The sequence below is a fragment of the Barnesiella intestinihominis YIT 11860 genome (genome assembly GCF_000296465.1).
Lineage (GTDB): Bacteria > Bacteroidota > Bacteroidia > Bacteroidales > Barnesiellaceae > Barnesiella > Barnesiella intestinihominis.
This window is the reverse complement of sequence record NZ_JH815204.1, coordinates 766,865-792,642: the sequence shown is the minus strand read 5'-3', so window position 1 is coordinate 792,642 and position 25,778 is coordinate 766,865. Positions and strand designations below refer to the sequence as shown.

17 protein-coding genes and 1 tRNA gene are annotated in these 25,778 nt (G+C 41.7%); 10 read left to right on the top strand and 8 right to left on the bottom strand.

What is annotated here, in order from left to right; genetic code table 11:
- Position 1: 1 nt before the first annotated feature.
- From HMPREF9448_RS08090 to HMPREF9448_RS08075, 4 genes are all read right to left on the bottom strand, one after another.
- The gene (locus HMPREF9448_RS08090; RefSeq protein ID WP_040296132.1) at positions 2-550 is read right to left on the bottom strand and encodes a chromate transporter; all 549 of its coding nucleotides are present in this window, start codon (positions 548-550) and stop codon (positions 2-4) included.
- An 8-nt stretch (positions 551-558) separates the two neighbouring features.
- Positions 559-1,134, bottom strand: coding sequence for a chromate transporter (locus HMPREF9448_RS08085; RefSeq protein WP_008862111.1), 576 nt, complete (start codon positions 1,132-1,134; stop codon positions 559-561).
- A gap of 275 nt (positions 1,135-1,409) precedes the next feature.
- Positions 1,410-1,709, bottom strand: coding sequence for a thioredoxin (trxA, locus tag HMPREF9448_RS08080; protein ID WP_008862110.1), 300 nt, complete (start codon positions 1,707-1,709; stop codon positions 1,410-1,412).
- Positions 1,710-1,783: 74 nt separating this feature from the next.
- On the bottom strand, positions 1,784-2,212 hold the full coding sequence (locus tag HMPREF9448_RS08075) for a hypothetical protein (RefSeq protein ID WP_008862109.1): 429 nt from the start codon (positions 2,210-2,212) through the stop codon (positions 1,784-1,786).
- A 364-nt stretch (positions 2,213-2,576) separates the two neighbouring features.
- Between HMPREF9448_RS08075 and queC the strand changes: the two genes are divergently transcribed.
- The 5 genes from queC to galK all read left to right on the top strand — a co-directional run bounded on the left by queC (position 2,577) and on the right by galK (position 6,805).
- Positions 2,577-3,230: a 7-cyano-7-deazaguanine synthase QueC gene (gene queC, locus HMPREF9448_RS08070; RefSeq protein WP_008862108.1), complete on the top strand. Its 654-nt coding sequence runs from the start codon at positions 2,577-2,579 to the stop codon at positions 3,228-3,230.
- A gap of 25 nt (positions 3,231-3,255) precedes the next feature.
- Positions 3,256-3,615 carry a 6-pyruvoyl trahydropterin synthase family protein gene (locus HMPREF9448_RS08065; RefSeq protein ID WP_008862107.1) on the top strand — a complete coding sequence of 120 codons (360 nt, stop codon included), beginning with the start codon at positions 3,256-3,258 and terminating at the stop codon, positions 3,613-3,615.
- Positions 3,612-4,193 (top strand): 7-carboxy-7-deazaguanine synthase QueE, encoded by a 582-nt coding sequence (locus tag HMPREF9448_RS08060; RefSeq protein ID WP_008862106.1) that lies wholly within the window; start codon positions 3,612-3,614, stop codon positions 4,191-4,193. The genes HMPREF9448_RS08065 and HMPREF9448_RS08060 overlap by 4 nt, the downstream gene beginning before the upstream one ends.
- 346 nt (positions 4,194-4,539) lie before the next feature.
- A complete protein-coding gene (locus HMPREF9448_RS08055) occupies positions 4,540-5,619 on the top strand; it encodes an aldose epimerase family protein (protein ID WP_008862105.1) in 1,080 nt (359 codons plus the stop codon).
- A gap of 34 nt (positions 5,620-5,653) precedes the next feature.
- The gene (gene galK / locus HMPREF9448_RS08050) at positions 5,654-6,805 is read left to right on the top strand and encodes a galactokinase (protein ID WP_008862104.1); all 1,152 of its coding nucleotides are present in this window, start codon (positions 5,654-5,656) and stop codon (positions 6,803-6,805) included.
- A gap of 81 nt (positions 6,806-6,886) precedes the next feature.
- On the opposite strand, the gene HMPREF9448_RS08045 is transcribed toward galK, so the two are convergent.
- From HMPREF9448_RS08045 to HMPREF9448_RS08035, 3 genes are read right to left on the bottom strand one after another with little or no spacing between them, the layout of a single operon-like run.
- Positions 6,887-8,272, bottom strand: a complete 1,386-nt coding sequence (locus HMPREF9448_RS08045; protein ID WP_008862103.1) for an efflux transporter outer membrane subunit — start codon at positions 8,270-8,272, stop codon at positions 6,887-6,889.
- Complete coding sequence (locus tag HMPREF9448_RS08040) at positions 8,269-11,367, bottom strand: efflux RND transporter permease subunit (protein WP_008862102.1); 3,099 nt, start codon at positions 11,365-11,367, stop codon at positions 8,269-8,271. Before HMPREF9448_RS08040 ends, HMPREF9448_RS08045 begins: the two co-directional genes overlap by 4 nt.
- Positions 11,368-11,373: 6 nt before the next feature.
- On the bottom strand, positions 11,374-12,615 hold the full coding sequence (locus HMPREF9448_RS08035) for an efflux RND transporter periplasmic adaptor subunit (protein WP_232297241.1): 1,242 nt from the start codon (positions 12,613-12,615) through the stop codon (positions 11,374-11,376).
- Positions 12,616-13,271: 656 nt separating this feature from the next.
- On the opposite strand from HMPREF9448_RS08035, the gene HMPREF9448_RS08030 reads away from it, so the two are divergent.
- The 3 genes from HMPREF9448_RS08030 (at position 13,272) to HMPREF9448_RS08020 (ending at position 21,525) form a co-directional block, all read left to right on the top strand.
- Positions 13,272-16,574 (top strand): SusC/RagA family TonB-linked outer membrane protein, encoded by a 3,303-nt coding sequence (locus tag HMPREF9448_RS08030; RefSeq protein WP_008862100.1) that lies wholly within the window; start codon positions 13,272-13,274, stop codon positions 16,572-16,574.
- A 21-nt stretch (positions 16,575-16,595) separates the two neighbouring features.
- Entirely contained in the window at positions 16,596-18,383 is a 1,788-nt protein-coding gene (locus HMPREF9448_RS08025) for a SusD/RagB family nutrient-binding outer membrane lipoprotein (RefSeq protein ID WP_008862099.1), read from the top strand.
- Between the two features lie 91 nt (positions 18,384-18,474).
- Complete coding sequence (locus tag HMPREF9448_RS08020) at positions 18,475-21,525, top strand: T9SS type A sorting domain-containing protein (RefSeq protein ID WP_008862098.1); 3,051 nt, start codon at positions 18,475-18,477, stop codon at positions 21,523-21,525.
- 1,125 nt (positions 21,526-22,650) lie between these two features.
- Here HMPREF9448_RS08020 and HMPREF9448_RS08010 read toward each other — a convergent pair.
- Positions 22,651-22,725, bottom strand: a tRNA-Pro gene (locus tag HMPREF9448_RS08010).
- A gap of 193 nt (positions 22,726-22,918) precedes the next feature.
- Here HMPREF9448_RS08010 and aspS point away from each other — a divergent pair.
- Entirely contained in the window at positions 22,919-24,673 is a 1,755-nt protein-coding gene (gene aspS / locus HMPREF9448_RS08005) for an aspartate--tRNA ligase (protein WP_008862096.1), read from the top strand.
- Positions 24,674-24,682: 9 nt separating this feature from the next.
- A complete protein-coding gene (locus tag HMPREF9448_RS08000) occupies positions 24,683-25,777 on the top strand; it encodes a Nif3-like dinuclear metal center hexameric protein (protein ID WP_040296131.1) in 1,095 nt (364 codons plus the stop codon).
- The last annotated feature ends 1 nt before the right edge of the window (position 25,778 follow it).

Here is a 25,778-nt window from a genome sequence, read left to right as displayed (position 1 = left end):
TTTAGTATAAGGCATATCCTGAAATACCAGCCAATACGATAACGAGTATGGGGTGTATTTTCGCATAGTGTACCAGAACAAACGAGATTACTGCAATACCGATACTTATTGTATAGTCTGGAAAGTTTTCTTTATTCATGAGGAGGAGTGCGGCAGAAGCTATCAGACCGACGACCACAGGACGAAGTCCGGAAAATATGCTTTTGATAGTAATATTATCTTTATGTTTAAGTATAAAGCGACTCACTGATAAGACTAAAATGAAAGACGGCAAACATACGGCGAATGTGGCGATTATCGACCCCAAAATACTATTACCGGCAGCTACATATCCTACATAAGTAGCACTGTTTATTCCTATGGGGCCGGGAGTCATTTGAGAAATAGCTACGATATCGGTAAATTCGATCGGGGTAAGCCACGGTTGGCTTTCGCCATAATGAACGACTTCTACCGCTTCGTGTTGAATGAGAGAGAGCATGGCGTATCCGCCACCAAAACCGAATAGTCCGATTTTTAGGTAGGCCCAAAATAAGTTGAGATATACGATCCACATGGCTATTTTTCTTCTTTATTACTCTTTTGTTTTGAACTGGCGATGACATGATTACAGTAAAGTATTCCACCGATAGCTCCTAACAAGACGAACCAAATGGGGGAAACCCCTCCTAACCAGATTGATAATGCCACTATAATGGGAATAATAACCGTTTTAATATTGATACGTGCTGTTTTAGCCGTACTGAATACCGGAGACACGATGAGTGCGACCACTGCTGGTCTTATACCCTTGAATATACGCTCGACTACCGGATTGTCATACGTTTGAACAAACCAGATTGCAATAGCCAAGATGATTAGAAAAGAGGGTAGAATTGTACCGAGTGTCGCCATGAGACAACCTTTTAATCCTCGCAATTTGTTCCCGATCAATATGGATATATTCACCGCCAAAACTCCGGGCAATGATTGTGCAATGGCAAGTGCGTCGACAAAATCTTCCCGTTTAATCCAGTTTTGTTTATCCACGACTTCTCTTTCAATGAGAGGTATCATAGCCCAACCGCCTCCGAATGTGAACGCACCTATTTTAAAAAATGATATGAATAGTTTCAGATACAGATTCGATCTCATAGTTTCTTTTTAATGCGCTGCAAAGATAGTGCAAACGAGGGCAGAAACAAATTTATTTGGTTATGCCGAGTGCCGCCTGTTTTCGCATTTTTGCAAAGATAGTGCAAGGTAAGAGAAAGATAAAACGAATAAGTTCGTTTTTCTTTTCGACCCGTAATCTTTTGAGGACTAATATAAGGTTGGAACAGAAACAAGTTTAGTTGGGTATATCGAAGTATAACCTGTTTTCGTATTCAGTTGTCTAGATCGTATAAAAAAGCGTCAATCTTATGAAACTATCGTATATAAGACGATAGAATTTGCTCTAATTCGTTTAACGACAGGGCGCCAGATTGTCGCCAAATGATTTCGCCTTGTTTCCATAGTACAAGGGTGGGGACTGATTGTATTCTATATTCCGAAGACAAGGAAATATTTTTATCGATATCTATTTTTAGTATAATGATTTTATTCCCCATTTTCTTTTTCAATTCTTCAAGGACTGGTTTCATCATTTTACAGGGACCACACCATTCTGCAAAAAAGTCTACTAGAACCGGGGTATCACCTGCGATAATATCTTGAAATTTGTTCATGTCTTGAAATTTAATAAGATGAATATGATTTTAACAGCGGTATGGTTCTGTTGGTTCGATTCGTTCCGTGAATATCAGAAAATATTATTGTCACGACAATCGACCAACCAGCTTCCTCTACGGTTAACCAAAGTAAGATTAATTTTTCGTATGAGTTTGTGTTTATGTGAGAAAAATAATTTCCCTTGTACGAACAGGGTATCTTGTGAAGTATTCATCTCAGAATAAGAAATATTGAAATGAGTGGGTGTGTTTTTTAATTCATCGGATTGATTCCCGACTAAGGTCTCAAACAAATATAGTGTTTCGGCCGACTCGGGAGTCGATAGCTTTTTAGCTTCTTGGAAGTTAGCGTTGGATAGATTTTCGACGAAAGATATGGCTATATTTTCAGGTTCGAAATGCTGATGGATAGAAGGTGTGCTAATCAATATTAAAGGAAGGCCTATGGCAGAGACGGTTAGACAAAAAAAGATAATGCGAACACGTGTTTTTGCTTTCATTGCGATATTCAATTTTATCTTTACTTTTGGCAAAGATAATAAAAGGTGAGCGCAGAGACAAACGGAAAATTCATTTCCGATTTGACTATGCCGAACCGAATCCCATCTTCGTATCTACAAAGATAGCGATTTTTTTAATGGCTTGCGCAAGAAATCCTATAAGAGGAATATGGATTTAATTTATCTTTACAACCTGTAAAGATAGGTTGCATTGAATAATTAAATAAAGCGTGTTTCAACTCTGGCTTTGCACGTCCCCCCCCCTTTGTGAGAAATACAAAAATAGGTACGAAAAACGAACTTGTCCGTTTTATCCTACTCTTACCTTTCATTATCTTTGCAATCGAATATAAGAATAGAAAATATGAAAGATTCGTTGATCGTAGTATCTGGCGGTATGGATAGTATTACTTTGTTGTATGAGTATGCCGACCGCATAGCATTAGCCGTTTCTTTTGATTATGGAGCTAATCATAATCATAAAGAAATACCGTTTGCTCGTATTCATTGCGAGCGGTTAAAAATAAAACATATAGTAATACCTCTTGCGTTTATGAAAGAATATTTCAGAAGTTCGTTGTTGGACGGTAGCGACTCTGTACCGGAGGGACATTATGCCGATGAAAATATGAAAAGTACGGTTGTCCCGTTTCGGAATGGCATTATGTTATCAATTGCTTGCGGTATCGCAGAAAGCAATGGCTTGAAACAAGTTCTCATTGCTAATCATGGTGGAGACCACGCTATTTATCCCGATTGTCGATCGGAGTTTATCCAAGCTATGGATAAAGCTATGCGTTCGGGAACTTATGAGAATATAGGTATCTTTGCTCCCTATACCGATATTTCAAAAACAGAAATTGCCAGTCGGGGGAAAAAGTTGAATTTGAACTATGCCGAAACGTGGTCTTGTTACAAAGGAGGGGAGAAACATTGCGGGAAATGCGGTACTTGTGTAGAACGCAAAGAGGCTCTTCGGGATGCCGGGATTGAGGATCAGACAGAATACGAGGATTAATAACGAATAAAACGGTTAAGTTATAATGTATTACGTAGCTAAGACAATGGAAATTGCAGGCGCGCATTCTTTGCACCTTTCATATGAAAGTAAATGTGAAAAATTACATGGCCATAACTGGATTATTACGGTTTATTGTAAAGCGAAAGAACTGAATCAAGACGGTATGGTCTGTGACTTTAAACACATTAAAGATAAGATCCATGGCTATCTTGATCATGGGAATCTGAATGAATTGCTGCCTTTTAATCCGACCGCTGAAAACATAGCGAAATGGATTACGGATCAGATTCCCGAATGTTATAAAACCAAAGTTCAAGAAAGTGGTGGAAATACGGCTATTTACGAAATCGACGATTTTGAAAATGAAAATATTGACAAATGAAAGTAAATGAAATTTTTTACTCATTACAGGGTGAAGGTGTGTTTACAGGTACGGCTGCGATTTTTGTGAGGTTAGCGGGGTGTAATTTGCATTGTGATTTCTGTGATACAAAACATGAGGATTATACTATTTTTACAGAAGAAGAGATTGTAAAGGCTATTTCTGATTATCCGGCGAAACATGTAGTTATTACAGGAGGGGAACCCACTTTACAACTTACGCATTCGCTTGTCGACCGATTGCATGAAGTCGGGAAATTTGTCCAAATCGAAACCAACGGATCAATCGCATTAGATACCGATTTGGAACGGTCGATCAATTGGATTACTTGCTCTCCTAAAACGATTCCTGTGAAAATACAGCGTATGAATGAAATCAAAGTCGTTTATCAGGGACAAGATATGGAACCGTATGAAAAAATCGCCACAGCTTATGAGTGTTTTTGTAGCTTGCAACCTTGTGATGTCAATGATGAGATAAAAAATGAAAACAATCTTACCGCAGCTATCGGATACATTAAGAGCCACCCCCGATGGAGGCTTTCACTTCAAACCCATAAGATTATTAATATAAGATAATAATGGAGGATAAAAGAATAGGCTCTCGTCTACGGGATTTTACGAATAAGAGCCGGGATATTTAGAGGTTGTGTGCAAGTCTATGAGAGGTGTTAAGAACGAAGGAAAAATGAGGGGAGCAAACTTCAATAAGTATGTTTAATCAGATACAGGTTTACGTCACGGGGTTTATGGATCGCTCGATATGCAGATGTGAATCGAAAGAATGGATATGTAGTGAAAAAATCTGTTAAAATTTTTCTTCTCTGATAATTTTATGCAAAACCATAAAAAAATCTTTGGAAGAAAAAAAGATAACGTTAACTTTACACAATCAACAAATTTAGTTAACCTTAAAAAGAAGAATATGGATATGACTCTTTCAGGATTGAATCCAACACATTTTCAAGGCTTAGTCGATGGTAAACAAACCGGTCTCTATATCTTGGTTAATAAAAACGGGTGCGAATTGACCCTAACTAATTATGGCGCTCGTATCGTTTCGTTAATGGTTCCCGATAAAAATGGGACGATGATAGACGTGGTTACGGGGCATAATAACATACAGGAATACCTTACATCGGAGGAACCTTATTTTGGAGCGACTTGTGGTAGATATGCCAATCGTATTGCAAAAGGGAAATTCACGATCGATGGAGTTTTGTATGATAAATTAGCGATAAACAATGGGCCTAACAGCCTGCATGGAGGGGTAAAAGGATTCAACTTCCATGTTTGGGATGCCAATCAATTGGATAAACAAACAATAGAATTTTCCCGATTGTCTCTTGATGGTGAAGAAGGGTTTCCCGGAAATCTGCAAGTGAAGGTCATATTTAAATTAACCGACGATAATGCCGTTGATATAACTTACTATGCAGAAACCGATAAACCTACCATCGTTAATCTGACAAACCATTCGTATTTTAATTTGTCGGGTGCGGGAGATCCTTACATCGGTGATCATCTGTTATGCATTGATGCCGATTACTATTTACCTACCGATGATACGGCTATACCTTACGGAGAGAAGTCGGCGGTAGAGGGAACCCCGATGGATTTTCGTAAACTTTATGAAGTCGGTAGCCGTATAAACGAGCCGTTTGAACAACTGGTTTATGGAAAAGGTTACGATCATACTTATATTTTGAATAAGAAGCGGAGCGGTGAATTTTCATTTTGTGCAGAGTGTGTTTCGCCCAAAACCGGGATCGTGATGGACGTCTTTACGACAGAGCCCGGTGTACAGCTTTATACAGCCAATTGGATGACAGGAAATTTTATCGGGAAAAATGGGAAACGGTATCCGATGAGAGCTGCTATCTGTCTCGAAACTCAACATTTTCCAGATAGTCCTAATCATGAAAACTATCCTTCTGTTATCTTACGCCCTCATGAAAAATTCGAAAGTCATACACAGTTTAAATTTTCGGTTCGAGAGAAATAATCATATAAGTTATACAATTATTTAATTTAGTATTATGGATATAGAATTTGTAAGAAGTCGTTTTATCAAACATTTTGATGGCTCTACCGGGTCGGTATATGCCTCTCCCGGTCGTATAAACTTAATAGGAGAGCATACAGATTACAATGGTGGATTTGTATTTCCGGGAGCCATCGATAAAGGAATGGTTGCAGAACTTAAAATTAATGGGACGGATAAAGTCCGCGCATATTCGATAGATTTAAAAGATTATGTAGAGTTTGGATTGAACGAGGAAGACGCTCCCCGTGCCAGCTGGGCTCGTTATATATTCGGTGTGTGCCGCGAGATTATTAAACGAGGCGGTAAAATAGCCGGATTTAATACAGCATTTGCCGGCGATGTTCCTCTGGGGGCAGGTATGTCTTCGTCGGCTGCATTGGAGAGTACTTATGCTTTCGCTTTGAACGATATGTTCAACTGTGGCATCGACAAATTCGAATTGGCTAAAATCGGACAGGCTACCGAGCATAACTATTGTGGTGTAAATTGCGGTATTATGGACCAATTTGCTTCGGTGTTCGGTAAAGCCGGTCATCTGATACGACTGGATTGCCGTTCGTTGGAATATCAATACTTCCCGTTCAAGCCCGAAGGTTACCGACTCGTATTGCTCGATTCTGTCGTAAAGCACGAGTTGGCATCTTCCGCTTATAACGACCGACGCAAATCGTGCGAGAATGTGGTTGCCGCCATACAAAAGAAACACCCGCATGTAGAGTTCCTGAGAGATGCCAATATGTCTATGTTAGACGAGGTAAAAGAAGAGGTGTCTGCCGAGGATTATATGCGTGCAGAATATGTGATCGGTGAAGTGCAACGAGTCCTTGACGTATGCGATGCTCTTGAACAAGGAGATTATGAGACAGTAGGGCAGAAGATGTATGAGACTCATCATGGAATGAGTAAATTATATGAGGTAAGTTGTGAAGAACTCGATTTCCTGAATGATATTGCCAAAGAGTGTGGTGTGACCGGCTCTCGTGTGATGGGAGGTGGATTTGGCGGTTGTACGATAAACTTAGTTAAGGACGAATTGTATGATGCGTTCGTGGAAAAAGCCAAAGCAGAATATAAGACAAAATTCGGTCGTCTTCCCAAAGTTTATGATGTCGTGATTGCCGATGGGGCACGCAAACTTTGCTGAGATAAAAGGCCATAAATAAATAAAATAGAGCCCGGAGTTTTATAATCCCCGGGCTCTATTTTTATAGAAAAATTCGCTCGCTTAAATTGGGCTTGTTTCCCAGCCTCCACCTAATACTTTATATAAATTTACCATAGCAAGATATTCGTCTCTTACAGCATTGCTCAAACCTATTTGAGCATCGAAAAATTTACGATGGGCATCTAAAACATCGATGTAACGAATAACCCCGTTGAAATATTGTAACTGTGCTAAATCTACATATTTTTGAGCTGCTTCAAAAAGATTGAGTTGAAGTTCCGATGTCCGTCTTTTCTTTCTATAAGTTATCACGGCATCGTTCACTTCTCGGAAAACTTCAAGAACCTTTTGTTCGTAGGCGAAACGTTTTTCGTCATAGGCTGCCAATGACGCTTTATATTGGGCTTTCTTTTTTCCAAAGGTTAATAGAGGAGCTACGAGATTGCCAGATACATAGGAGAATGGAGATTCGAAAAATCCTTTTAGTTCATCGTTTTCAAGCCCTCCGACTAAACTTATAGTTAATCGTGGAAACCGATCGGCATATGCAATTCCTACCGCTGCCATAGCGGCTTGTAGCTGTTGCTCTGCTTGACGCACATCGGGCCTTCGTTGCAGTAGGGTAGAGGGAAGCCCGATAGGTATATTTTCGGGCCAAGTTACATTTAAGTCGAATTCTCCTCGTTCCACTTTCGATGGATATTCTCCGGCTAATACCGCAATTTGATTTTCTTTCAATGCGATTTTTTGCTCCAATTCGGGGATAAGAGCCGAAGCGCTGGCCAATTCTACTTGCGCCTGCTGATAAGCTGTTTCGGAAGTGAGTCCACCCTCGAATCGTAATCGGGCTTGGTTGACACTTTCTTCACGAGTCTTTACGGTTTGTAAAACAATTTCAAGTTCTTGATCCAATGCGACTAATTCGAAATAGGCGATCGCTGTTTCGGCAATTAGGGTCATTTGCATAGCTCGTGCAGCTTCCACGGAGGCTAAGTACTCCGCCGCACCCTTTCTTTTTCCCCAACGTAGGCTCCCCCATAGGTCTATTTCCCAACCTAATGAGGCTTTAAGACTAAATTCGGGGCTTTTTGAGAACTTTTCACCGTAATAATCATTGGTTTCGTGATCGGCGAAAAGTTGAGCTCCGATAGTCGGCCAACGAGATGCTTTACTCACGCGGTATAATTCTTCCATTTGCTTGATATGAGCTTCTGCGGCCTGCATATTCCGATTATTTCTTAACGTCTTTTTAATTAATTTGCTAAGAGTCGAATCGGAATAGAGCTCCCACCATGACATATCGGCAATGGTTAATGTATCGTTTTCTCCCGCAATAATTTCATCTGGTAAATTCAGTTCGGGAGCCTGACAGCGTTTTTGTATAGAACAACTACTTAAAATGAATGCTGTCACCAATATATGTATGAAAACTTTCATCTGTTTCATCGTTTCATCATTTTAGATTTTAACTTGTAAACCCATACGAAAAGAAGGGGAACAAAAATAATGCCTACGGTAATTGCCACAATCATACCGAAAAATACACCTGTACCGATACCTTGACGACTGGCCGATCCCGGACCGCTGGCAAAGACAAGAGGTAACATACCTAAGATAAAGGCCAAAGAGGTCATTACGATAGGTCGGAATCGTAAGTGTGCGGCTTTGATTACAGCATCCACTGCATTATTCCCTTTCTCGACTTCGTCTTTGGCAAATTCTACGATAAGAATTGCATTTTTGGCGACTAATCCCACCAACATAACCAAGCCGATTTGGAAATAAATATTATTTTCAAGGCCGCATATCCAGTTTCCTAAATAGGCTCCGACTCCTGCTATCGGAAGAGATAATATAACCGCTATTGGGATAGACCAACTTTCGTATTGAGCTGCAAGGAATAAGAAGACAAAAAGTAATGCTAAGGCCAATATGTAGGCTGTCTGACCACTTACATGTTTTTCCTGATAGGAAAGTCCGCTCCATTCGACGCCAATGTTTTTAGGCAAATGCTTGCTTGCTATTTCTTCGAGTATAGCCATCGCTTGTCCCGAACTATAACCCGGGGCCGCTTCTCCCGATATGGTTGTGGAGGTGAACATATTGAACCGACGAATGGTCCCCGGACCTGTTGTATACGAGGTTGTACCAAGAGCGGTAATAGGTATCATGGCGTTATTGCTTCCTTTGACGAAGAAGAGACCCAAATTATCTTTATGTGCTCTATACGGTGCTTCGGCTTGGATATATACACGGTAGATTCTGTTGAACATATTGAAATCGTTCACATAGATCGACCCCGTAAATGTTTTGAGCGTTGAAAAAATATCGGCTATTTTTACTCCGAGCATTTGAGCCTTGTCCCGATCTACATCAAAATAAAGCTGAGGTATATCGTTTTGAATAGAAGACGATAAACCGCTTATCTCTTTTCGTTGAGAGGCATAATAAAGTAATGTGTCGGCGGCTCGTTGTAAATCGGCATAACTCGCATCGCTTCGTGCTTCGAGCACCATTTCGAAACCGCCCGAACTACCTAATCCCGGAATAACGGGTGGAGTACTCAAATAAACTTTACTTTCGGGATATTTTTTTAATTCTTCACGAATTTCCTCCATAATATCTCGGAGATTCGACGATTTGCGATCTTCCCAGGGTTTTAGAATAACCGTTAATTGACTTCGAGATTGGTTCGTACCGACACGGGGACTAGATCCTGTCACATTGAGTACATACTCTACGTCTTCACGAGACATTAAATAGTTCATGGCTCGTTCGGTTATATGGCGTGTCCTTTCCAATGTAGCGCCTTCTGGTAATTCTAACTCAACGGTAAAATACCCTTGATCTTCCTGTGGCATAAAACTTTGGGGAACTATTTCGTTAAGAACCCATATCGCTATCAGAGATATACCGAAAGCCGCTACTACTCTGCGAGCATGCTTCAATCCTTTTCGAATGAGTTTCTCATAAAGTCTATTGCCTCGTGCTAGCCATAAGTTTATGTAACGAAAGAGTTTGTTTTTCTTTTTTCCTGAATCCGGTTTGAGCAGTAAAGCACACATGGCGGGACTCAAAGTTAGTGCGACTAATGTCGAAATAAGGACCGAAACGGCAATAGTAATCGTGAATTGTCGGTACAATTGACCTGTAATACCGGTCAAAAAGCTGACCGGGACGAATACGGCACATAACACCAACGAGGTAGCGATAATGGCACTACCCAATCCTTGCATGGCTTTTTTGGTAGCTTCGTAGGGACTAAGATGTTCCTCATTCATGATTCGCTCTACATTCTCGACTACGACTATGGCATCGTCGACCACGATTCCGATAGCAAGGATTAAACCCAAAAGGGTCATCATATTGAGCGAGAATCCGAACGCAAGCATGATTCCGAATGTTCCTATCAACGAAATAGGTACAGCTATAACCGGGATAAGTGTAGCTCTCCAATTTTGTAGCGAGAGAAATACAACCAAGATAACCAAAATCAGGGCTTCGAAAAGCGTATGGTAAACCTCGTTTATGGATTGGGAAATATAAGAGGTCATATCGAAGGGAATTTCATAAGTAATACCCTCCGGGAAGTTACGACTAATCTCCTCCATCTCTTTCTTCACAGATTCAGCAACCTCCATTGCGTTGGCTCCCGGTAGCATGTTGATATTAAGCACGGCCGCATTACCTCCGTTTATTCCGCTTTCCGTGTTGTAAGATTGTGCTTCGAGAGAGATGCGAGCGACATCGCGCAAACGAATCAAAGAACCGTCGGGATTAGCCCGTATGACAATGTCCTCAAATTCTCCTACGGAAGATAATCGCCCTTGTGCTATGATAGGAGTCGTTATATCGATGTCGGAAATCGGTTGCTGACCCAATACTCCGGCGGCCGATTCCCGATTCTGGTCTTTCAATGCCTTTTGTAAATCGTCCACTGTAAGTCCCAGATTAGCCAAGCGGTCGGGTTGAACCCATATCTGCATAGCGTAATAACGGCTACCGACATTCGATACGCTACCCACTCCTTTGACCCGTCTCAACATGTCCAACACATTGAGCGTGGCATAATTACTGAGGTATATTTCGTCGAATTTCGGATCGTTAGAGCGCAAAGTGACAGTCATTAATCGACTGGAAGCCTGTTTTTCCACGGAAATACCGTTTTGTACTACTTCGGCCGGGAGGCGAGCTTCGGCCTGTTTCACGCGGTTTTGTATTTCAACGGCAGCTAAATCCGGATCGGTCGATATGTCGAATGTAATTGTTGCCGAAAAACTTCCTGAATTGCTGTTCGTTGATTCCATGTAAAGCATGCCGGGCGTACCGTTCAATTCCTGTTCGATGGGAGTGGCGACAGCTTGGGTGACCGTCTGTGCGCTAGCTCCCGGATAGGAGGCTGATACTTTGACTACCGGAGGAACAATTTGGGGGTACTGGTCTATCGGGAGTAAAAAAAGACCTAATACACCGACGATAACGATAACAATTGAAATAACAATTGAAAATATGGGTCTGTCGATAAAGAAGTCCGATTTCATAACATACTAGTTTTTAGAATGGTCTTCTTGTTCTGCCCGATAAGTCGAGGGGATAACTTTATCTCCATGAGTGAGTTTATGAAATCCTTCGACCACTATATTTTCGTGGGGAACCAAACCTCGTTCGATAATGACATTGTTTCCTACTTCCGGTCCCAATTCGACCATACGCCTTTCTACAATACTATCGGCTCTTACGACGAATATGTAAGCGCCACCCTTTTCGATAGCGATTGCTTTATTGGGGACAACGACTGCCGCTTCCCGAACATCGAGCAGTAACCTTACTTTGGTGAACTGCCCCGGTAATAATATATGTTCGGGGTTGGGCATTTCGGCTCTTACTGAGAATGTACCGGTTTGAGGATCGACTTGTGGATCGGCAAAATCGACTATTCCCCGCTGAGGATAAGGCGAATTGTCGGGTAAAGTAATAGTAATGTAAGGCTCCCACGTTCGGGTCGTGTCTTTTTGCCCTAAATTAACGTTACGGGCTTTGCTTTTCAAATAATCGAGTCCGGTCATACTGAAATCGACACGAACGGTATCGCTCTTTACGACCGTAGCCAGTAACGATTGCCCGCCGGGGCCGACAAGTGTTCCTATATCGACGTTACGTTCCGATATATATCCCGAGATAGGGGAGCTCACAGTCGTATAACCCAATGCTGTTTCGGCTTGGGTTAAATCGGCCTCGCTCATTTCTACTTCGGCTTTTGCACTTTCATAAGAAGCGATGGCGTTATCTAAATCGAGTTGGCTGGCTGCATTTTGTTGATACAAAGGTCTGATGCGCTCCAAGTCTCTCTCGGCTTTCAATGCCAACGCTTTGTTTTTGTTTAGCTGAGCTTTGGCTTTATTTGCTCGAGCTTGATACTGTTTGGGGTCGATTATAAAAAGGGGTTGTCCTTTTTTTACATAAGTACCCTCGTCGAAGAGCATTTTTTCAAGGAACCCTTCTACTCGGGCCCTTATTTCAACGAATTGCTGAGCACGAATGCGGCCTACATATTCCCCGTAAATTTCCACATCGTCCGTAACAACAGGCTCGACTTCGACTATCGGTAGGTCGGGACCCGGAGGTGCGGGACGCAGTAACCAATATAATCCTCCGCTTAGTAGGAGAATACCTGCCCCCACATACAACCATACCCGGGGAGAAATACGACGAATCTTTTCACTAAGCCGTAAAGCGTAGTTGCCGATATTTTTAGCGGCTTGTCGAATATTTTCAAATGAAATTTTTATCATAAAGTCAAGAAACTTTTTGGAAGTAAATACACAATAATCCTGATATGAGAATGGAATAGTCCGCAAAAGTACTCTTTTTTCTTCAAATACGCCTTTTTTGTGACAATATTTAGATATTAAACGTAATACGGAAGGGGACGGTTCTGTGCCGGATAGGGATTCCGATAATAAATAAGAAATGCTGTTTGGGAGGGAATCATAGATAGTTTCTAAAAAGTGTAATCTTTGGAGTAATTTGTATTTGTTTATAAACCAAATAGATATATACTTGCTCCAATTGGTTCTACTACTATTTTCTTCAAGGGAGCAAAAAAAAAATTCCATTTTTCACTAGGGATTGTTTTTGATTTGGGGTTATATAATATATAACAAAAAAATTATAGAGATACTTATTGATTCATGAAAAAACATTAAAGGATCCATGAAAAAGTACATATCTGTTTTTTTTGATAGTTTGAAGTATCATTTACGAATGGTGAGGCATGTCGTTTTATCAGAATCCCGACTACGTCGCAGTTTATAGGAAGCATTTTGAAGTTTATCCATTTTTAATATAAAAAACATTAGCCTATGGAAATAAGAGAGACTATTTTTTAGAATTAAAATGAGAGAGGAGAATTATTTTTTAGTATTCGAATACCTATAATACACGTATGTATAGAAGAAATCTAAAAGCAATTATTGTAGCTTTCGTACTGGTTTCTGGTTTTGGAATCGGTACTGCTGCGCATGTCAGCGCAGCTGATACGATGTCGCCACAAGGAGCGGCACAATCGAAGAGTGTAAATCAAAATGTTGCCACGGGGACAAAAGTGGTAACGGGTACAGTTACCGATCCGTCGGGAGAGACTCTTATCGGCCTCACGGTAAAAGTTTCCGGTACAAATGTGGCCGTAGCGACAGATCTCGATGGTAACTACTCGATCAAGGTTCCTGCGGGGAGTAACGAATTGGAGTTTTCCTACATCGGTTATCAAACCATCAAGCGCGCTATCAACGGGCAGAGCAAGATAGATGTAGTTATGCAGGACAATTCCGAGGTGCTCGACGAAGTCGTTGTAACCGCCATGGGTATCACCCGTAAAGAATCGTCTTTGACCTATGCGACCCAAGAAATTAAGGGAGATGATTTAATGAAGGTGCAAGATGCCAACTTCGTGAATTCGCTTCAAGGGAAAGCAGCCGGTGTAACTATCACTCAAAGTGCCGGTGGAGCCGGTGGTACTTCAAAAATCCTTTTGCGTGGTAATAAGTCGGTTATGGGTAACAACAGCCCCTTGATCGTTATCGACGGTATACCTATGACTAACCAAGTCGGTGGAGCGGCTTCTTCTTGGGCTGGTGGCGAGAGCCTCACTTATTCGAGTTCTTCGGAGGGTGGGGATGCTCTTTCCTTGATTAATCCCGACGATATCGAGAGCATCAACATTTTGAAGGGTGCTAATGCGGCTGCTCTTTACGGTAGTGCTGCGGCCAACGGCGTGCTTATGATTACGACCAAGAAAGGTAAAGAGGGTCGTGTATCGGTAAGTGTCAATTCTAATGTGACTTTTGAAAATCCGTTGGTACTTCCTCAGATACAGAATGTATATGGTGCAAATGTAAATCTGGCAGCCAGTACTCTTACTACTGAAAGTTGGGGCAAAAAGATTTCTGAAATGACACCCGAGGAGCTCAATTACAGTGGAGCTAAGTTGCGTAATTATGCAAAAGACGATATTTCCGACTTTTTCGAGACAGGTGCGACTTACAACAACTCGGTATCGGTAAGTGGTGGTACTGAGAAAGTACGTTCCTATTTCTCTTATGCCAACTCCTACGCCGACGGTATGGTTCCCAATAATACTTATCAACGAAATACTTTTTCATTCCGTCAGAGTTATTCTTTGTTCAACAAGAAGTTGAATGTCGATTTGTCATTGAACTATGTGCATGCGCAGACAAAGAATCGTCCGGGCGGAGGTACGGTCATGAACCCGTTATATGATTTGTATCGTATGCCGCGTAACATCGATATGGATTATTATAAGAAAAATTATCGAGGAGAAGGCACGTGGACTTCAAACATTTACGGATATTATAATGATCAGAAACAGTGGGTTCCCGATGGTACTATTGAGTTGTCTGGACCGATGCAACAATGGGCCTATTTTTCACCGGGTAACAATAATCCCTATTGGATAACGAATGCCAATAAAGGACAGACCGAGGAGGAAAGAGCCTATGGATATATTACGGCAAGCTATGAAATCATTCCCGGCTTGAAGATACAAGGCCGTTTGAACATGGACCGTGCCAAGTATAAAGGATTTACAAAGAGAATGGCCACTACGCAAAACGTAGCCGCTATCGAGGACTATGGTATGTATGGACAGGATCTCATTTGGAGCAACGATGTCTATGTCGATGCCATGTTGAGTTACAACAAGGAAATCAAAGATTTCTCTGTATCGGCATCGGCCGGTTGGGTGGGACACACCGTTAAAGGAGAGACCCAAAAGTTGTGGACGAGAGCCACCTATTTCTCCTATACCGACATGAATCAGCTACCGACCCGTATTAACTTCTTTGAGCCTCTGGCGTCATGGGGAGGAAGCAATATGAATGAGTATTCCTTGTCTTCCAACTGGGATAAAGGTCTTTTCTTTACGGGACAAGTAGGATACAAAGATTATGTCTATTTGGAAGGTAGCTATCGCCAAGACTGGTATCGGGCTTTCAAACAATTCGAATATCGGGGTACTCCCGATAATTATGGCTATTTCTCGGTCGGAGCCAATACGTTAATGCATCGCTATATTTCTTTGCCCGAATTTATTACACACTTGAAACTCCGTGCTTCTTACTCCGAAGTAGGTAACTCTATTCCTAATGAGGTGTTTAATAAAGGTAAAGCTGATTTAGCAACCGGAGCGATCGCTTCGTCTACCTATGGCTATTTCGATAATCCTATTCCCGAAACTTCAAAATCATTCGAAGCCGGATTCGATGTATCGTTCTTCGATAGTTCGTTGAACTGGGATTTGACGTATTATCACACGGGATTGTATAATAACTATTTCCTACAAGCCACTACGGGAGGTAAGTCCAAACCTGTAAATACCGGTTTGATTCGTAATCAAGGTATCGAAACCACCGTTTCCTATTCGTTGGGCTTTGCCAAAGATTGGATGTGGCGTACTTCGGTGAATTTCTCGTACAACGACAACAAGATTGTAAAGACATTCAAAGATGAGCAAGGAAAGTCGTCTAAGCTCGAACAAAAAATTGCCGGTGGTAATATTGTGGTAAGGTACGACGAAGGCGGTTCTTACGGCGATATGTATGCCCTCGATTTTCGTCGCAATGACGATGGTAGTATTTATTTAAGTTCTAACGGAGCACCTCAGTTAAGTAACAATAGTTATGTCTACTTGGGCAATATGAATTCTAAATTCCAATTGGGATGGGGAAATACGATTTCTTGGAAAGACCTTTCTCTTTATTTCTTGGTGAGCGGTCGTATCGGTGGCAAGGTCATCTCGTTGACCGAGGCTTATCTCGATTATCAAGGTGTATCTAAGCGAGTGGGAGATGCTCGTTTGGCAGCCGAAGCAAATCCCGATTTACAATGGAACGGAAAGCCGGCTATGGTAATGCCAGACGGTAATTTGGCTCCTATTGAAGAATATTACAAAGCAGTAGGTGGTAATATGTTTGGTTCGCAATATGTTTATGATGCCACCAATTTCCGTCTGGCAGAACTTTCGTTAGGTTATTCTTTCCATAATCTTTTTGGAGGAGTTATCAGTAACCTCTCGCTGTCAGTCGTAGGCCGCAACTTGTTCTTCATCTATAAGGATGCTCCGGTCGATCCCGATATCGCCCTCTCTACCAAAAACGGTTTGGGTGCGTTCGATATCTTCAATATGCCGGCAACCCGTTCGGTCGGTGTGAATTTGAAAATTGATTTTTAGTAGTAAATAATGAATAGATATATGAAAAAAACTGTTTTAGCGGCATTTGGTGCATTGCTTTCTGTTGTGAGCTTGCACTCATGTTTAGATTTCGATATGCCCACCGATACCTTTACTGGTGGTGATACCGAATTGGATCCGATAGTCTACAAAGGTAAAGCCGATAGTATAGATTATAGAAAAGAGATTTCAGAAGAAGGTTTTGCGTTTGCCGAGAAAGAATTAAACAATTATTTCTTTCAATTACAAACGGTACAATATTGTATGAGAGGAGGAAAAGAAGGCCAGCTTCCCGGAGCTCACCAATATCAATATGTGTATAATATAACCGTCGATAACTATGCCGGCTATTTATGCGTTCCTCATAACTTCTCACATGGGGGAGACGGTATTTTATCTTCTACTTACTATTACAATCGAGGATATTGCGATGGCCCTTATGGCGCTTTTCTCATGGTGAAAAACAATTTGGTGAACATGTTGAATCACCCTCATATCGACTCTATCCCCGAGATGAAAGCGATAGGACTATTGCTTTACAATTATTCGGCACAGGAGATGGTCGACCTGTATGGCTCTATTCCCTATGTAGATCACAAGAATAATAAGGAAACGAATCCATTTACCTTCAATAAGATGGCCGATATTTATGAAACTATCGTAGATAATCTGGATACGATCAATGCTTGTTTGAAACATTATGAGCAACGTCCGGGGTGGTACAAAAGTCGTTTGAATGGTATCTTGCAACAAAGTGACTGGGTAACGAAAGATTTTAGTATTGACACATGGAGACGTTTTGCCAATTCGTTAAAACTTCGTATGGCTATGCATATTGTGAAAGTTGATCGGACAAAAGCTCAAAAATGGGCACAAGAAGCTGTTACCGAAGGTGTAATCGAAACGGAAAATCAAGAAATAGCTTTGGATCCAGTCGTTTCAGGGTTTACCCATCCATTGGTCGATATTAGCAAATTATGGGGCGATTCCCGGTTGAATGCTTCGTTTGAGAGCTTACTGTTCAGTTTGAAGCATCCTTATGTACAAGACGATTATGCGTTGTTCGAGAAAAATTCTTCTCAGATTGTCAATGAAACAAATCCTGAGGAAATAGAACCTACCAATTCTCGGATTGTAGGGCTACGAGCTGGTATATCCATGGTTTCGGGTCAAACAGTGAGTGTTAACCCCCGTATCGCTTATTCGGCAGTTTCTTCCAATCGTATCAGTATGGCTCCGTTATACCTGATGAAACTTTCAGAAGTTCAGTTCCTTCGTGCGGAAGGTGCAGTGCGTAACTGGGCGATGGGTGGTTCTGCCCAATCTTTTTATGAAGCAGGCATTCGTAGCGCTCAGTTGGATCAACGTACAAATTCGCAATATGGACAGAAAGTCGATGAGTATATGAGTGTGGAAGAACCGGTCGCTTATGCGTATACCGACCCGATGGACCATACCAATGATATAGCCAGTGTAACCAAAATCGGTGTTAAATGGAACGAAGGCGATACGCCGGAAACCAAATTGGAAAAAATCATCACTCAGAAGTATATTGCCGGGTTCCCCTATTCCTATGAAGCATGGAACGATTTGCGCCGTACGGGCTATCCGAAGATATTCCCCGTATTGAATGTCGAGGACGGTGACGGCAGTTTGGTACAAGGCGACCTTATTCGGAAAATTCCTTTGCCGGGAAGGGACACGAGTGCAGGTTTGTCCGATATTCAGACCTCTGGTATAGAGGCTTTGGGGGGGACCGATACACAAGGTACTCGTGTTTGGTGGGACGTAGAAGGTTCCAATTTCTAATGAAATGGTTTAGAGGGCAGGGGAGCTGTCGCTCCTCTTCTCTCTACTATTTATAATAGTTACAAAATTTATAATTTAATGTTTTTTTATCATGAAGAAGTTTACTGTATGCGGTGCGGCTGTGGCTCTATGCTGTCTGGCCGGCAACGTGCAGGCGCAAGAACCGGAATATCCGGCGTCTGCATCGACAGAAGTTTTTGACTTTACACCGTGGAATGATGACAAGTTATTGCTGTTATTCGCTCAGGCGGCTGATGAAGGACGTAAGTACCCGACCAAAGAAGAGTTTGAAGCTGCCGGTTTTAATCTCGATCTGGAATTCTCCCGTTCGCACGTACGCCCGGCAGTTATTATGGAAGATGCAGCCAAAAACATTGTTGCCGATGTGTATCCCACCCGTCGGTTGTGGATGAACACACCGACCGGACAAGGTGAAAGTGTCGGTGGCTATCCCAGCTCCGAATTCCATAGCGATGTATTCTCTATGTGGAACTATACGAATTTATATGGTGCTTGGAACCACACTATATTACAAGCTCCGGGTTCTTGGGCCGATGCCGCTCACAAGAATGGGACGCACATGTTCTCGGGTATTAAGTTTTTCGAGTCTTGGGGAACAACTTCAAGTGAGTATATCAAGCTTATTACAAAGAAAAACGAGAAAGGAGAATACGTGTATGTAGATGCCTTTTTGAATGCTCTTTTGTTCTTGGGATTGGACGGTATAAACTACAATTTCGAGGATTCGGGCTATCAGCAGACTGACGTTGTCGGATTCCATCAAGCGCTTTACAAAAGAGCGAAAGAGATAGGGTTCGACAGCTTCCATATTGGTTTGTACACCAGTAGTTCTTCACTCTCGACACGTACTGCAAATGCCCTTTATGGAACAAAAGCGAACGGTAAAACCGCTGACTTAATGTTGAATTATTCGGGAGGAGATTTTGCAACACAATATATGGCTTCGTCGGTTCAAGCGGCAGAAACTGCTTACGGTACGGCCGACGGTTTATATGCCGGTGGTTGGTATCGTCACATGGATCTTAGCTGGCCTCTCTTGAATCAAGATGAAGCGACGAAGAGATGTGGTCTTTGCCTTTGGGGAGAGCACAAAATCAGTCGTTTCTTCCAATATGTAGTGGGAAAAGACCCCATGGATATGCAAACGAACTATCAAAAGTTGTTGGAAAAAGGATTCTCGGGGGGGTATCGCACACCGATCCAACGTCCGGCTCCTTCGTATACTAATGTATTCCAAGTAGAAAATGCCAGTGAAGCAGATACGCAATTAGCCGAATTCTGCGGATTGGCCGAATTTATACCGGAACGTACGGCTATTCAAGGCGATCTGCCGTTCAATACCTATTTCTCATTGGGAAATGGAGATTTCTATGCTTATAAAGGTAAAAAAACACTGGGTAGCTGGTACAATATGGGACAACAAGACTATGTACCGACCTATCGTTGGTTAATCTATCAAACGGGGACAACGAACCGTTCGACGGATATCGATGCTGAATTTACTCATGAGGATGCTTATATCGGTGGATCTGCCCTCCGTTTGAAAGGAACTCCTACTTCGACGGGATCTGATGTAGTGCTTTATCGTGCCAAACTGACTGTTTCTGGGAACAATGCAACAGCCAAACTGGCCGTGAAATCGGGTATCGAGGGAAGTAATGCTTCCAATCTGTATCTCATCTTGAAGAAATTTGACGACAATGCATGGTTGGAATTCCCTGTGGGCGACTTGAAAGGCGCTACTTGGGAAGAAAAAGAAATAGCTCTCAGCGGTATCAACCAAAACGATGTAATCGAATATATCGGTCTGCGTGTGAAAGGTTCGGCATCGGACAGCTATAAAATGCTCGTAGGACAGTTGCAATTATGCGATGACCGCTCTGCTGTGAAACCCGCTGATATCGACGATTTGAGTGTAGTTACAGAAGTGAAGGAAGAAACGACTTCTTCGATGTCTGTAAAATTGACTTGGAGTGTCGATTATACTGGATTTAGTCCTGCCCGCAAAGATTATGGTATGGTTTACAACGACGAGGTAAATATCGATCATTTTGAAATTTTGTATAAGAATGGAGAAGACGGACGAGTATCGGAAGTAGGACGTACTTCCACTTGGTCGGCTTATGTAGGTAATATTCAATTTGAAGATGAAAACGACGATCCCTATATCGGTGTTCGTTCGGTATCAGTCGATTTGAAATCGTATTCTCCGGTGGTGTGGACGCATGTACCTCGTGCCACGGGGTCTTTACCCGAGCCCGATACCGATTTGTATGGAAAAACTTATTTGAATCTCGAATCGGAAGGTGTTGAGACAGCTCAAAAATATCGTTATGTTTCATCGCTTGTTACTACGGGTGCAACTGAAAATTTGAACTATACATCGAATACACCTGTTGGAGGTGATAACTATTTGAGAGTAACCGACCAAAAACTGAAAGTAGAACAAGGCCAGAAAGTAACGGTTAAGTTTGCAGGACGAGTTAACGGTAGCGACGATGGTTTGAAGTGGTGTTTGGGTAAAGCCTATGTAGATTGGAATCTCGATTATGTATTCGATGCTAGTACAGACGAATTAGTAATGGAGGTAGGTACGTTAAATGCAGGAACCGATTCTATCGCAACAGGTTGTACCTTCATTCTTAATGTTCCCGAGGATGCGGCAGTGGGTACAAGTCGTTTCCGTATGGTATTCTCTGATGCTTGGTTTACTCACCCCGGACCTACGGGAGGTACGGCAAAAGGATTCTCGATCGATTTCGATGTGGAAGTAACCGGATCGAATTCCGGACGTGAACCGGAAAAAACATATGCCGACTACCGTGATCAAGGTGTTGCCGATGAACCCGATGGATTAGATGTATCTGGAATCGAAGATGTCGTAAATGGCAACGGAAACGGTGTATCGTCTGTTTCTTCGCTGTATCCTACGGTAGCTACCGATGTAATCTATTTCAACAATGTAGATAAGGCTTGGATATATACGGTCGATGGACAGTTGGTTAAATATGTAAACAACAATCCCGAATCTGTGAATGTCTCCGATCTGTCTTCTGCTATGTATGTAGTGAAGATGCAGAAAGGCAATGTGGTACGTAGCCAGAAGATGTTCAAGAAATAAAGAAGATTGTTTCAGGTTAATAACAGTCTGAAAAGACTGCCTCTCTCGAAAGGTTATCCGATGTGATATCGGGTAACCTTTCTTTTTTTATGTTTTTCGAAAACAATTTATTCCCCTTGTCGATTCATGTATCATGACGGTCGATAATACGACAGTAGAAGGAACGGAATGCACGATTTCGTTTTTATTTTCTGGGTCGCAAATCGGTAAGAAAAGGCTTTAATACGCTTTTTATGAACTTGATAAGAAAAAAATAGGACAGATTTATTTTAATTCTTAACTTTACTCTGTTTTTTGGAAATTTCTTTTTTTAATTCGTTCTGGAATACATAGATTCTTTCGGACACAAATGCTTTGGAATATTCGGATTCATCTGCAATAGATTTTATAGAATATCCTTGTATATATTTTTCAATGATTGACCGGTCAACGTGGTTGAGCAATCGGAATATATTTGTAAATGTTTCTATATCAATCATGTCTATTGAACAAATTTGACGGCGAATTGTTCTAAATAATCTAAGTTGAAACAATTTAATTTTAGTCATAACTTTTTTATATAAAAGCCTCCGACCATAATACACGATACTAAAAAGAACAGTGAATAAATTCGTGAAATGCAAAACTCTATTTGCATTTTATTATGGATCGGAGGCCTATGTCAAACCAACCGAAATGGCAATCGCCACCACGAATTTATTCACTGTATGATACAAATATAGCGATTTGTTTTTGATTATTTTATAAAATAATCCTAGAATTTTTACTAATCTAAATTATTTTATTTTTCTTCTTTTATAAGAGATTGTAAACGTGGGCTTTGTATATTTTATAAAATGGAAGAAAATAGCGGGCAGGAGTTTTGAATTACATGTTTATTCCGATGGTTTAGTCTCTATTTGAGTAGTGATATTCAATCTTTCTTTTTTGATGTGTGTCTAAGTACGATTTGTAGAAGCCATATTTGCCAAGTTTTTTTGCACGGAATTTGCACGGTTTTGAAACAAAACGCACCTAAGCACAACAAAAATATACGAAACGTCTATCGATTGAAAGTATATTTTTTGATGAAATATATAAAGAAAAAACACTGAAAATCATTTGATAATCAGTGTTTATATTTTGTCGGGGTAGCGGGATTCGAACCCACGACCCCCTGCTCCCAAAGCAGGTGCGCTAACCGGACTGCGCTACACCCCGAATCCCATTAATCGTTTCTCGATTTTGGTGCTGCAAATTTACAGTTTTTTTTTATATCCACAACTATGCTCCCATATTTTTATCAAATTCTTTAAGGAATCATATTTGTTTACCGATGTTTTATTTTAATTTTGCAAAGATAATTTTTCATAAGAATGTCGGAGTATAATCAACGAAAATAAATCATATAATAATGTATAGAACGAATACGTGCGGAGAATTGCGGTTGAACCATGTCGGCCAAAAGGTGACGTTGGCAGGGTGGGTACAACGCAGTCGCAAAATGGGCGGAATGACATTTGTCGATCTGCGAGATAGATATGGTATCACACAGTTGGTCTTTAATCAAGAAACAGATGCCGATTTATGCGATAAAGCGAATAAATTGGGGCGTGAGTATGTCATACAGGTAACCGGTACGGTAACGGAACGGTCAAGCAAAAATACCAATCTGCCGACCGGTGAAATAGAAATCATAGCCGAAAATTTGGTCGTGTTGCATACCGCAGAGACACCGCCTTTTACTATCGAAGACGAATCGGACGGAGGAGACGATATTCGCATGCAGTATCGTTATCTCGATTTGAGACGATCGGTAGTACGCCGTAATCTCGAATTACGTCACAAGATGGCATTCGAAGTCCGCCGTTATCTCGACGAATTGAATTTCTTGGAGGTGGAGACTCCGGTGTTGATCAAGTCTACTCCCGAAGGGGCTCGTGATTTTGTAGTGCCTTCAAGAATGAATCCGGGAGAGTTTTACGCGCTCCCTCAATCGCCCCAAACATTGAAACAGTTATTGATGGTATCGGGATTCGACCGTTATTTCCAAATCGTGAAATGTTTTCGTGACGAGGATTTACGGGCAGACCGTCAGCCCGAGTTTACTCAGATAGACTGTGAAATGTCTTTTGTCGAGCAAGAAGATGTTTTGAATATTTTTGAAGGTATGATTAAACACCTGTTCAAAAAGATTCGTGGCATTGAGTTCAACGAACCGTTTTTGCGTATGACATGGGCCGACGCCATGAAATACTATGGCAGCGATAAACCCGATATGCGCTTCGGTATGAAATTCGTTGAAATGAAAGATTTAACCGAAGGACATAATTTTGTGGTGTTCGATAGTGCCGAGTATGTGGGCGGTATCTGTGCCGAAGGGTGTGCGACATATACCCGTAAGCAACTCGATGAATTGACCGAGTTCGTCAAACGTCCACAAATAGGAGCCAAAGGGTTGGTCTATGTCCGTTTCGATGAAAACGGCACGCCAAAGTCATCGGTCGACAAATTTTATTCGGCAGACGATTTGAAAAAGTGGGGCGAAAGATTCGGTGCAAAACCGGGCGACCTGTTGTTGATATTAGCTGGTCCTGCGATGAAAACCCGTAAGGCTCTTTGTGAGCTGCGGCTGGAAATGGGCTCTCGTTTGGGGTTGCGGGATAAAGATACGTTTGCACCCTTGTGGGTTATCGATTTTCCCTTGTTCGAATGGGACGAGGAGACCCAGCGCTTCTATGCCATGCATCACCCGTTTACTTCCCCGAAAGCGGAAGATATTCCTCTATTGGATAGCGATACCGGAGCCGTCAGAGCGAACGCTTACGACATGGTTATCAACGGTGTCGAATTGGGTGGCGGGTCTATCCGTATACACGACAGTGAATTGCAAGACCATATGTTCCGTTTGCTGGGATTTACCGAAGAGCAAGCATTGGATCAGTTTGGTTTCTTAATCAATGCATTCAAGTATGGAGCACCGCCTCACGGAGGTTTGGCGTTCGGTTTGGATCGTCTAGTCTCGATGTTCGCCGGATTAGATTCTATACGAGACTGCATCGCATTCCCCAAAAACAATTCCGGTCGAGATGTTATGCTTAATGCACCTTCTGTTTTGGCGGAATCCCAGTTAGAAGAACTATGTATAAAAGTGAACCCGAAGAATTAGAGATTCGTGATAATAGTTAACGATATCATAAAGGCGATAGAATCGGTCGCTCCATTGAATTGGCAAGAATCCTATGATAATGCAGGATTGCAAGTGGGCGGTCGGTTTCAATCGGTTTCGGGTGTGGTTGTTTGTCTCGATGTCACGGAAGCCGTAGTCGACGAAGCTATCTCTATGGGATATAATTTGATTGTATCTCACCATCCTTTACTCTTCAAGGGATTGAAATCGATAACGGGGAATAGTTATGTCGAGAGGATTGTCATTAAAGCTATTCAACACAACATAGCCATTTATGCAGCCCATACCAATCTCGACAATGCCCCGGAGGGGGTATCTTACAGAATGGCTCGGAAACTGGGATTGACCTCGATTCGAGTTTTAGACCCGTTATGCGGCCGACTGATAAAATTGGTTACCTATGTACCTTCGACTCATGTCGAGAGCGTAAGAAGCGCTCTTTTTGAAGCAGGAGCCGGTCATATAGGAAACTATGACAAGTGTAGTTTCGGACAAGAAGGGACAGGGACGTTTCGTGCGGGAACCTATGCTAATCCATATTGCGGTACGATAGGGGAGTTTCACCGGGAACAAGAGACGCGCTTGGAAGTGATAGTTCCTATACATGTACAAGAAGCGGTTATCGATGCGCTGAAAAGGAGCCACCCGTATGAAGAACCGGCATTCGATTTGATTCCGTTATCCAACCGATGGGAACAAGTCGGGAGCGGTGTTGTAGGAGCCTTACCGGAACCTGTCGATGAAGTGTTGGTCTTGGAAAAGCTGAAAGAAATTTTTAAGACCGGTTGCGTAAAACATTCTCCGTTGCATAACCGAAAAATTTCACGAATAGCATTATGTGGAGGAGCCGGAGCCTCATTGATAACAAAAGCTGTCATAGCCGGAGCCGATATGTTTGTTACAGGAGAGATTCGTTATCACGACTATTTCGAATTTGAATCTCATATACTATTGGCCGAAATCGGTCATTATGAGAGCGAACAATATACAAAAGAAATTTTTTGTGAGATAATTCAAAAAAAATTCCCTACCTTTGCAATCCATTCTACACAGGTAGATACAAATCCGATAAATTATTTGTAAA

Coding starts and splice junctions, on each gene's coding strand:
- aspS (WP_008862096.1), top strand. CDS start 22,919: ATGTATAGAACGAATACGTGCGGAGAATTGCGGTTGAACCATGTCGGC.
- HMPREF9448_RS08075 (WP_008862109.1), bottom strand. CDS start 2,212: ATGAAAGCAAAAACACGTGTTCGCATTATCTTTTTTTGTCTAACCGTC.
- HMPREF9448_RS08060 (WP_008862106.1), top strand. CDS start 3,612: ATGAAAGTAAATGAAATTTTTTACTCATTACAGGGTGAAGGTGTGTTT.
- HMPREF9448_RS08030 (WP_008862100.1), top strand. CDS start 13,272: ATGTATAGAAGAAATCTAAAAGCAATTATTGTAGCTTTCGTACTGGTT.
- HMPREF9448_RS08040 (WP_008862102.1), bottom strand. CDS start 11,367: ATGAAATCGGACTTCTTTATCGACAGACCCATATTTTCAATTGTTATT.
- queC (WP_008862108.1), top strand. CDS start 2,577: ATGAAAGATTCGTTGATCGTAGTATCTGGCGGTATGGATAGTATTACT.
- HMPREF9448_RS08045 (WP_008862103.1), bottom strand. CDS start 8,272: ATGAAACAGATGAAAGTTTTCATACATATATTGGTGACAGCATTCATT.
- HMPREF9448_RS08025 (WP_008862099.1), top strand. CDS start 16,596: ATGAAAAAAACTGTTTTAGCGGCATTTGGTGCATTGCTTTCTGTTGTG.
- HMPREF9448_RS08065 (WP_008862107.1), top strand. CDS start 3,256: ATGTATTACGTAGCTAAGACAATGGAAATTGCAGGCGCGCATTCTTTG.
- HMPREF9448_RS08055 (WP_008862105.1), top strand. CDS start 4,540: ATGGATATGACTCTTTCAGGATTGAATCCAACACATTTTCAAGGCTTA.
- galK (WP_008862104.1), top strand. CDS start 5,654: ATGGATATAGAATTTGTAAGAAGTCGTTTTATCAAACATTTTGATGGC.
- trxA (WP_008862110.1), bottom strand. CDS start 1,709: ATGAACAAATTTCAAGATATTATCGCAGGTGATACCCCGGTTCTAGTA.
- HMPREF9448_RS08020 (WP_008862098.1), top strand. CDS start 18,475: ATGAAGAAGTTTACTGTATGCGGTGCGGCTGTGGCTCTATGCTGTCTG.
- HMPREF9448_RS08085 (WP_008862111.1), bottom strand. CDS start 1,134: ATGAGATCGAATCTGTATCTGAAACTATTCATATCATTTTTTAAAATA.